The sequence below is a fragment of the Mesorhizobium sp. genome, from assembly GCF_041661565.1.
In the GTDB taxonomy this organism is placed as follows: domain Bacteria; phylum Pseudomonadota; class Alphaproteobacteria; order Rhizobiales; family Rhizobiaceae; genus Mesorhizobium.
The window spans coordinates 37,198-45,901 of the sequence record NZ_JBAZUD010000020.1 but is presented as its reverse complement, the minus strand read 5'-3'; the positions used below and the strand labels follow the sequence as shown (position 1 = coordinate 45,901).

Below are 8,704 nucleotides of genomic sequence, written 5' to 3'. Positions count from 1 at the left end.
TGCTCTACCATGTGATGAATGCCGACGGCGTGCGCCAGGATGTCGAATGGGAGAAGTTCAAGGCGGTGCTGGCGCAGAGCTATTCGATCAGCGGCGACGAGCTCGAAGCGCTGGCCGCCGCCGGCGAGCGGGCGGACAATGAGTCGATCGACCTGCATGCCTTCACCAGCGTGCTCAAGCGCCACCTCGATGCCGACGCGCGCAAGGCCTTCATCGGCCTGATGTGGGAGATCGTCTATGCCGATGGCGAATTGCACGAGCTGGAGGACAACACGGTCTGGCGCGTCGCCGAACTGATCGGCGTCGAGCGCCGCGACCGCATCGAGGCGCGCCGCACTGCGGCCGCGCACGCGCCCGGCGCCACCGGAACCTCCTCGGACGAATAGGATATTCGCCTGCCAATGCCGCGCCAGACAAGTTCGAAGCCCAAGATCCTGATCGTACTGCATCAGGAGAGTTCGAGCCCCGGACGCGTCGGCCACATGCTTCTGCAAGAGGGTTTCGATCTCGACATCCGTCGCCCGCCTCTGGGCGATGCCTTGCCGGAAACACTGGAAGGACACGCCGGCGCGGTGGTGTTCGGCGGGCCGATGAGCGCCAATGACGAGGACGAGTTCGTCCGCCGCGAGACCAACTGGCTCGAGGTTCCGCTCAAGGAGAACCGGCCGTTCCTCGGCATCTGCCTCGGCGCGCAGATGCTGGCCAATCATCTCGGCGGCAAGGTCGAGGGCCATGGCGAAGGGCTGGTCGAGATCGGCTGGTACAAGCTGGCGGCAACCGAAGCCGGCAAGCAGCTGATGCCCTGGCCGGAGATGGTCTATCAGTTCCACCGCGAAGGCTTTTCGCTGCCCCGGGACGCGACGCTGCTGGCGACGGCGGAAACCTATCCCAACCAGGCATTTCGCTACGGAGAGAACGCCTGGGGCATCCAGTTCCATGGCGAGTTGACCCGGATGATGATGCAGCGCTGGGTGGTGCGCGGCGCCCAACGCTTCGAGCTGCCTGGCGCGCAGCCCGGGCGCGATCATCTCGGCGGCCGGCTGATCTGGGACATGCACTTGAAGCGCTGGCTGGACGAGTTCCTGCGGACGATTTTCGGCAGACCGGCGTCCAGCCAGGGCAGATCCTGATCGCGCGCGCCTATCGAGTGGCGCCGGGCGAGAGCGGCTTTGCACGCCGGCGCCGGCGTCGCCGCTGTATCAACCTCGCTGCCGGCGAGGCCGCTGCCGCCAGCCGCAGCCCGAGCCACCTCATGCCCCAGACCGGCGACGTGCGCAGGGCGGCGCGCCACCAGCGGCGATAGTCCTCTATATCGACAAGGCCATGCCATGGCTTGCAGGCGCCGGAGAAATGCAGCAGCCAGGGATCGCGGCGCTGCAGTGCGACGGCGGCCATATCGGCATGGTGGCGGCGCGGTTCCCGCTCGAGGAACCAGACCATCGTGTTCCAGCGCGGATCCAGCAGAACGACGCGGCCCGAGAGCAGCAGGTTTATGGCGTCCTGATCGCGCCAGCGGAACCGATGCGGGTGGTCGAGCACAAGTTGCCCCGCCCGCTCGCCGAACCGTTCGCGGCGAAGGGCGGCGAGGTCAAGCAGCAGCACGCCTGAGTTGACATAAATGAAGGTGTCGGGGTCCCAGCCGAGCGCGTCGCGGACATGGAGCACATGATCGGGCTGGCCGGTAATAGCCTCCTCGGCAAGGGCCGCGTGCAGGCCCAGATCCTGAACGGCACCCGCCACGGCACCGCCAAGATCGGTGTCGAGGAGCGGCCGGATGTCGGCTACCGCGAGGATGTCCGCATCGAGATACAGAACGCGATCCAGGGCGGGCAGGAACTCGCCCAGTTGCAACCGCAGCAACGCCGCCGGGGTGACGTGGTCGAAGAGCGCTATGTTGCGAAACCGGTTCTCGACGTAATGCACCAACAGCCGGTGCGGGCCAACCCGCAGCCTCGCTAGGCGGCGCGAGCGACGGCTGGGTGGCTCACCGTGGAATACATGAAACGTGAGGGGTGGCCCGGGTGAGAGGTGCGCCACCACCGAGGCAATCGTCACCCCCGCCTGGTCGACATTTCCGCCGTCGACACAAAGGGCAACGCTAGTACAGGGGGTCATGGTGGTCGGCCGCATCGACTCCATCGGCCTGTCTGCGGCGCTCAATCAGTTGCGGCCCCTGAGATGACGCACCTTGCGCAATTGCGGGAACAGATATGCCCACAATCCCGCGACCGCGACGGCGCCGACGCCGCCGATCACCACCGCCGGAACCGTGCCGATCAAAGCCGCCATCGTGCCGGCGCGGAATTCGCCGACCTCGTTGGAGGCACCGACAAAGACCTGGTTCACGGCATTGACGCGGCCACGCACATCGTCCGGCGTCCACAGCTGGATCAGCGTCTCCCTGATGTAGACGCTGAACATGTCGGTGGCGCCAAGGAAGGCGAGCGCGACGATCGATAGCCAGGTAATGGTCGACAGGCCGAACAGCACGGTGAAGGCGCCGAACGCGGCGACGAAGCCGAGCATGATCAGGCCCGCATGGTTGCGGATCGGATGGCCGGCCAGCCAGATGGCGACGCAGATGGCGCCGATGCCGGGAGCCGAGCGCAGCAACCCGAGGCCCCAGGGTCCGAGCTGCAGGATGTCGCGGGCATAGACGGGCAGCAGGGCCGAAGCACCCGACAACAACACGGCGAACAGGTCGAGCGAGATGGCGCCAAGCACGATCTTCTCGCTCCAGATGTAGCGGAAGCCGGCAAATAGCGTCTCCATCGTCGGTTTGTCGGTGGCGGTTTGCTGGACTGGCTTGGGAATGGTGAAGATCAGCATGCCGGCCACCAGCATCAGGACGGAGGCGACGGCGTATGCGGCCTCCGGAGAAACGCCATAGAGCAGGCCGCCGGCGACCGGCCCGACGATCGTTGCCGTCTGCCACGCCGACGAGTTCCAGGCGATCGCATTGCCGAAATCTTCCGGTGGCACCAGGTTGGCGAACAGCGATGACGAGGCCGGTCCGTAAAAGGCCCGCGCCATGCCGAACAGCGCCAGAACGACGAAGATCGGCAGCGGACTGACGAGGCCGCGCAGGGTGAAGTACAGGAGAACGAGCGCACAGCCTGCCTCGACCACCGTTGCCAGCGCCATGATCAGCCGGCGGCCGAAGCGGTCGGCGACGACGCCGGTCACCAGCACCAGCAGCAGCGACGGCAGGAACTGAACGATGCCGACAATGCCAAGGTCGAACGGATCGCGCGTCAAATCATAGATTTGCCAGCCGACGGCAACGGAGACGATCATGGTCGCGAAGGTGGTGAGGAAGCGGGCCGTCCAGTAGCTGAGAAAGGCCTTATGCCGGAACGCGGCGTAGCGCTGCTCCGGCGACGTTTGTTCTGGCATCATGGAGATAGGCCCCGTTGCGAGTGCATTGGAGCGACGTGCGCCCGACCGGACCCACAAAGTGCGCTCCAACACTTGTTAGTTTTCGCATCGTGCTCTCCGAAAATCGAAACGATTTTCGGGCCGATGCGATGCCGGCGGGGCACTTCCCGAATGGGCGCTGTTCCGGCCAATGGAACTTGATAAAGTTCGGCGCGCATATGCGTTAAAATCAGGCCTGGATCAAGGGACTTTCTCCCCGCTCCTTGTCTTGCACGCGGAAGTTACTGCCGCAGAGTGGCCGAAATGGCTTCCAGGCCGCCCCTCAACTCGGCTTCCGCCGGCCAACCGAAACCGACGCGGAAGAAGCGCTTGCCCATCTCGAACCAGTGGCCGGGGCCAACATAGGTGCCGTGGTTTTCCAGCAGGTCGACATAAAACCGGTCGAGGTCGAAGCCGGCATCGACATTGAGGCGCGGGAAGCCGACGACGCCCCCTTCAGGCCGTACCCAGTCGACAAGCGGCTCGCGGTCGATCCAGGCCTGGACGATGTCGCGGCGCTTCGCCATTTCGGGCAACAGCCTGGCCAGGAACGCGTCGCGGCGCTCCATCATGCCGCGCGCGATGCCCTCGTCGATGACGCTGCCGCAGATGCCGATCTGCTCCTTGGCGGCGAGGAACGTCTCCTGAAGTGCGGCATCCCTGGTGGCCAGCCAGCCGATGCGGATGCCGGGAATGCCGAACGCCTTGGACAGCGATGAGACGCTGATTGCCTTGGTGCTCAGCGAGGCCGCCGATGGCAGGCGCCTGCCATAGGAGAGATCGCGGTAGGTCTCGTCGACCAGAATATGGCAGCCATTGGCCTCGGCAAGCGTCACCAGCGCATCGAGGTCCGCCCGGTCCATCATCGTGCCGGTCGGGTTGTGCGGGCAGGTGACGCTGATCAGCTTCGTGTTCGGCCGCATCGCCGCCTTGACGCGGTCGATGCCGATGGCGAAGCCTTCCTCGAAAGCCAGGTCGACAAAGCCGATGGCGCAGCCGATCGCCCTAGGGGTCTCGATGTTGGTGGCGTAGTTTGGCCTGACGACGACCAGGTGATCGCTCGCCGAAAGCAGCGCGGTCGAGATGATGAACAGCGCGCCGGCGGCGCCTGCGGTGACCAGCACATCATCGGGTGAGATGCCGGTGTCCTGCGCCGCGATCAGCGCGCGCAATTCCTTGTCGCCGCGATGCTCGCCGTAGAAGAGCGTGAGGTCGGGCAGCGACAGGCCGATGTCGGACAGTTTCTGGTCCGCGATCGAGCTTTCGGAGAGATTGAAGCGGATGCGGTCGTAGCCGTATTCCTCGGGCGCCTCTTTCTCGATCACCATCCTGGTGTAGTTCATCGCTCACCCCAAGAACCGGCCCGGACCATCCAGGCCGCAAGCATGAAGCCCGCCGGGTGAATGCGCCGGCAGGGCTTCATCACTTCATTGCCACAGAGCTGTATCGGTTCAGGCAGAAACCTTGGCCTTCCGACCTTTGGCCTTGACGGGCGCCACCTCGGCGGCCTTGCGGCCGAGGCCGATCGATTTCGCCAGCAGCGAGCGCGAGGCGGCATAGTTGGGGGCAACCATCGGATAGTCCGCCGGCAGGCCCCACTTGGCGCGATAAGCGTCCGGCGTCAGATTGAAGTGCACGCCGAGATGACGCTTCAGCGATTTGAACTTCTTGCCGTCCTCGAGGCAGATGATGAAATCCGGCGTCACCGATTTCTTCGGGTTGACGGCGGGAACCAGCGGCGCCGCCACCGGGGCGACCGGCTGGCCCAGCCCGCTGATCGAAGCACTGACGCTGGCAATGAGGTCAGCCAGGCCGGAAACCGGCAGGCGGTTCTTCTCGACATAAGCCGACACGATGTGGGCGGTGAGTTCGAGAAGGTCGATGTCTTTACGGGCGCTGTCGTTATCGTCGGTCAATCTATTTCTCCGTCTAACGCGAATGAGCTGAAAATCGGTTTCGATTTCCGGAAAGGATCATGCGCAAAATCAAATGCCGCGGCATCATTTGCTCGTCCACGGGACGAGCGGCGAGGTTGTGGCGCGGAATTCCTAGTCGGCGAATCTGGCCAATGCAATGACTTGGTATCGCGATCACACGTTGTTTTGAACAACTATACTGAACAGTAACAATATCAGACTATCAGCGCCTTGTCGCGCCACAAACGAAATCCGCCTTCGAAAGCGCGTGTGTTGTCGCCGCGCCTTGAGTCGGCCGGCAATTCATTCAGTTTGTCGACATTGCCGCCGCCTATGACGACATAGTCCGGCTGCATGGCGGCGCGAAGCCGGTCAACGACGTCGAAGACATATCCGCGCCATTTCTTCTTGCCGCGCTTTACGAGGCCGCGTTCGCCCACATAGTCCTCGAAGCTCTTGCCCTTCCTGTAGGGAAGGTGGGCGAGTTCCATCGGCTGGGCGACATTGGCGACGATCATGGCGGCGCCGAGGCCGGTTCCCAGACCGAGAAACAGCATGCGTCCGCCATCATAGCTGCCGATCGCCTGCATCAACGCGTCATTGACCATCTTCACCGGCCTGCCCAATCGCGCGGCGAAATCGTAGCCGGCCCAACCGGCGCCGAGGTTTGCGGGGTCGGCCAGCGGCCTGTTCTGGCTGACCGGTCCGGGATAACCCATCGAGATGAGGTCGTAGGACAGGCCGTCGGCGAGCTTGTTCACCGCATCGATCAGGTCATCCGGCGTCAGGCCCGGTCCGGAGTCGACACGGCGCTCCTCGCCGCCGGCGCTGGTCAGGATCTTGACGTGCGAGCCTCCGATGTCGACCACCATCACGATCTTGCCGGCGTCCGCCTCGGGTCGCTTCGCTGATCTGGCCATTGCGTACCCCTTTCACTTCACCGGATCGATCCAGCCATTGGGCGGCGCGAAGCCGCTCATGACATCGGCAGGGCCCCAGGTCAGCGGCTCGTAGAGGTGTGGCGGCGTGGTGTCGCCGAGCACCGGGCCGACGATACGCCAGGCAAGTTCGCTGGCGTCCTGGCGGGTGAAGAGCTGGCCGTTGCCATTCATGGCGTCGCCGATCAGCCGCTCATAGGGCGGCATGTCGGCCTTGCTGTCGTCGAGAGCGGTCAGCTCGACCTGTTCGCCGATCATGTCGTCGCCGGCCTCCTTGCGCTGGGCGCCGATCGCGATCACCACCTGCGGGTCGATGCGGAAGCGGACATAGTTCTGGTCGGCGGGCTTGATCGGGTCGAAGACGTCGAGCGGCGGCCGCTTCAGCCGCACCACCACCTCGGTGACATGGACCGGCATGTTCTTGCCGGCGCGGATGAAGAACGGCACGTCCTGCCACCGCCATGTGTCGACAAAGAAACGCACCGCGGCGAAGGTCTCGACCGGCGAATTCGGCTTCACGCCGGGCTCGTCGAGGTAGCCCTTGAACTGACCGCGCACCACATCGTCCCTGGTCAGCGTCCGGATGGCGCGCAGCACCTGCACCTTTTCGTCGATCAGGTCGTCGGCCGAGCGGCCGACCGGCGGCTCCATGGCGAGCAGCAACAGGATGTTGAGCAGGTGGTTCTCGATGACGTCCCTGATGGCTCCGACATCGTCATAGAAGCGGCCACGGCCCTCGACGCCGAAATCCTCGGCCATGGTGATCTGCACGCTCTCGACGTAGTTGCGGTTCCAGATCGGCTCGAGGAAGGAGTTGGCGAAGCGGAAATAGAGCAGGTTCTGGATCGCCTCCTTGCCGAGATAGTGGTCGATGCGGAAGGTGGACTGTTCGTCGAACACCAGGTGCAGGACGCGGTTGAGCCAGCGCGCCGACTGCAAGTCATGGCCGAACGGTTTTTCCACCATCAGCCTGGCGCCGTGCGCGGTGCCGGATTGCTCCAGGCCCTGGACAACCGTCTCGAACATGGTCGGCGGCACCGCCATGTAGTGCAGCGGCCGCTGGGCGCTGCCGAGCGCGCTCTTCAGTTTCTCGAAAGTGGCCGAGTCGCGATAGTCGCCGCTGACATAGCGAAGCAGAGAGGCAAGCCTGGCGAAGACCTGTTCGTCGATCGTGCCGTGCGTCTTGACGATGCCGTCGTGCGCCCGGTCCTGCAGCTGCTTGAGATCCCAGGCGTCGAAGGCCACACCGATCACCGGTTCGGTGAGCGTTCCCTTGGCGACCATCCGGTAAAGGGCGGGGAAGATCTTCTTGTGGGCGAGGTCGCCGGTGGCGCCGAAAAGCACCAGCGTGTCGGACCGTTCCGGGCTCATGCGCGCGTCTCCCCTGCCACCGTCATTTGCCGCCCTTCGGCTTCTCGACATGGCCGCCGAAGGCATACCGCATGGCGGACAACAGCTTGTCGGCGAATTCGGATTCGCCTTGCGAGGAGAAGCGGTCGAACAGTGCCGAGGACAGCACCGGCGCCGGCACGCCGGTGTCGATCGCCGCCTTCAGCGTCCAACGTCCCTCGCCGGAATCAGAGACCCTGCCGCCGAAATTCGCCAATGCGGGGTCGGATTTGAGTGCGCCTGCGGTCAGGTCGAGCAGCCAGGAGCCGATGACGCTGCCATGCCGCCAGACTTCGGCCACTTCCGCGAGGTCGATGTCGAACTGATAGTATTGCGGGTTTTCCAGCGGGCTGGTCTCAGCATCCGCCGTGCGTGGCCTTTTGCCGGCATTGGCCGATTTCAGGATGTTCATGCCCTCGGCATAGGCGGCCATGACGCCATATTCGATGCCGTTATGCACCATCTTGACGAAATGGCCGGCGCCGCTCGGCCCGCAATGCAAATAGCCGAAGGGCGCCGTGCCTGCCGTCTTGTCTGGGGTGGGTGCGCCGGCGTCCGCGCCGGGCGCCAGCGTGGCGAAGACCGAATCGAGATGTTGCACCGCCACGTCCGGGCCGCCGATCATCAGGCAGTAGCCACGCTCCAGCCCCCAGACGCCGCCGCTGGTGCCGACATCGACAAGGTGGATACCGTTGCCGGCCAGTTTCGCGGCCTGGTCGACGGCATCGTGATAATAGGAATTGCCGCCGTCGATGACGATATCGCCGGGCTCCATCAGGGCGGCGACCTGGTCGATGATCCTGCCGGTGATGGCCGCCGGCAGCATCAGCCAGACGCAGCGCGGCTTGGCCAGCTTGCCGACGAATTCCGCCATGGACGCCGCACCCAGCGCGCCGTCGGTCACCAGGGCCGCGACGCTGGCGGGGTTGATGTCGTAGACGACGCATTCATGGCCGTCGCGCATCAGTCGCCGGACCATGTTGGCGCCCATCCGGCCCAGTCCCATCATTCCGATCTGCATGGTTTCGTCCCTGTTTCCTGAAG

General features: G+C 64.5%; 9 protein-coding genes. 2 read left to right on the top strand and 7 right to left on the bottom strand.

Annotation, left to right across the window (positions count from 1 at the left end; genetic code table 11):
- Positions 1-386, top strand: a 386-nt coding sequence (locus tag WC739_RS06005; RefSeq protein WP_372952098.1) for a TerB family tellurite resistance protein, incomplete at its 5' end; no start/stop codon positions are given.
- A gap of 15 nt (positions 387-401) precedes the next feature.
- On the top strand, positions 402-1,130 hold the full coding sequence (locus WC739_RS06000; protein WP_372952097.1) for a glutamine amidotransferase: 729 nt from the start codon (positions 402-404) through the stop codon (positions 1,128-1,130).
- 10 nt (positions 1,131-1,140) lie between these two features.
- On the opposite strand, the gene WC739_RS05995 is transcribed toward WC739_RS06000, so the two are convergent.
- The 7 genes from WC739_RS05995 to gnd form a co-directional block, all read right to left on the bottom strand.
- Entirely contained in the window at positions 1,141-2,115 is a 975-nt protein-coding gene (locus WC739_RS05995) for a glycosyltransferase family 8 protein (protein ID WP_372952096.1), read from the bottom strand.
- A 45-nt stretch (positions 2,116-2,160) separates the two neighbouring features.
- Positions 2,161-3,399, bottom strand: a complete 1,239-nt coding sequence (locus WC739_RS05990) for an MFS transporter (RefSeq protein ID WP_372952095.1) — start codon at positions 3,397-3,399, stop codon at positions 2,161-2,163.
- Positions 3,400-3,659: 260 nt separating this feature from the next.
- Positions 3,660-4,760, bottom strand: coding sequence for an aminotransferase class I/II-fold pyridoxal phosphate-dependent enzyme (locus WC739_RS05985; RefSeq protein ID WP_372952094.1), 1,101 nt, complete (start codon positions 4,758-4,760; stop codon positions 3,660-3,662).
- Positions 4,761-4,868: 108 nt separating this feature from the next.
- Positions 4,869-5,333: a MucR family transcriptional regulator gene (locus WC739_RS05980; protein WP_372952093.1), complete on the bottom strand. Its 465-nt coding sequence runs from the start codon at positions 5,331-5,333 to the stop codon at positions 4,869-4,871.
- Between the two features lie 215 nt (positions 5,334-5,548).
- On the bottom strand, positions 5,549-6,253 hold the full coding sequence (locus WC739_RS05975) for an ROK family protein (protein WP_372952092.1): 705 nt from the start codon (positions 6,251-6,253) through the stop codon (positions 5,549-5,551).
- Between the two features lie 12 nt (positions 6,254-6,265).
- Positions 6,266-7,642 (bottom strand): glucose-6-phosphate dehydrogenase, encoded by a 1,377-nt coding sequence (gene zwf, locus WC739_RS05970; protein ID WP_372952091.1) that lies wholly within the window; start codon positions 7,640-7,642, stop codon positions 6,266-6,268.
- Between the two features lie 22 nt (positions 7,643-7,664).
- Positions 7,665-8,681: a phosphogluconate dehydrogenase (NAD(+)-dependent, decarboxylating) gene (gnd, locus tag WC739_RS05965; RefSeq protein ID WP_372952090.1), complete on the bottom strand. Its 1,017-nt coding sequence runs from the start codon at positions 8,679-8,681 to the stop codon at positions 7,665-7,667.
- Positions 8,682-8,704: the final 23 nt, after the last annotated feature.

What these genes read in the sequence shown, in the direction of transcription:
- gnd (WP_372952090.1), bottom strand. Translation starts at nt 8,681, where the DNA reads ATGCAGATCGGAATGATGGGACTGGGCCGGATGGGCGCCAACATGGTC.
- WC739_RS05985 (WP_372952094.1), bottom strand. Translation starts at nt 4,760, where the DNA reads ATGAACTACACCAGGATGGTGATCGAGAAAGAGGCGCCCGAGGAATAC.
- zwf (WP_372952091.1), bottom strand. Translation starts at nt 7,642, where the DNA reads ATGAGCCCGGAACGGTCCGACACGCTGGTGCTTTTCGGCGCCACCGGC.
- WC739_RS05975 (WP_372952092.1), bottom strand. Translation starts at nt 6,253, where the DNA reads ATGGCCAGATCAGCGAAGCGACCCGAGGCGGACGCCGGCAAGATCGTG.
- WC739_RS05990 (WP_372952095.1), bottom strand. Translation starts at nt 3,399, where the DNA reads ATGATGCCAGAACAAACGTCGCCGGAGCAGCGCTACGCCGCGTTCCGG.
- WC739_RS06000 (WP_372952097.1), top strand. Translation starts at nt 402, where the DNA reads ATGCCGCGCCAGACAAGTTCGAAGCCCAAGATCCTGATCGTACTGCAT.
- WC739_RS05995 (WP_372952096.1), bottom strand. Translation starts at nt 2,115, where the DNA reads ATGACCCCCTGTACTAGCGTTGCCCTTTGTGTCGACGGCGGAAATGTC.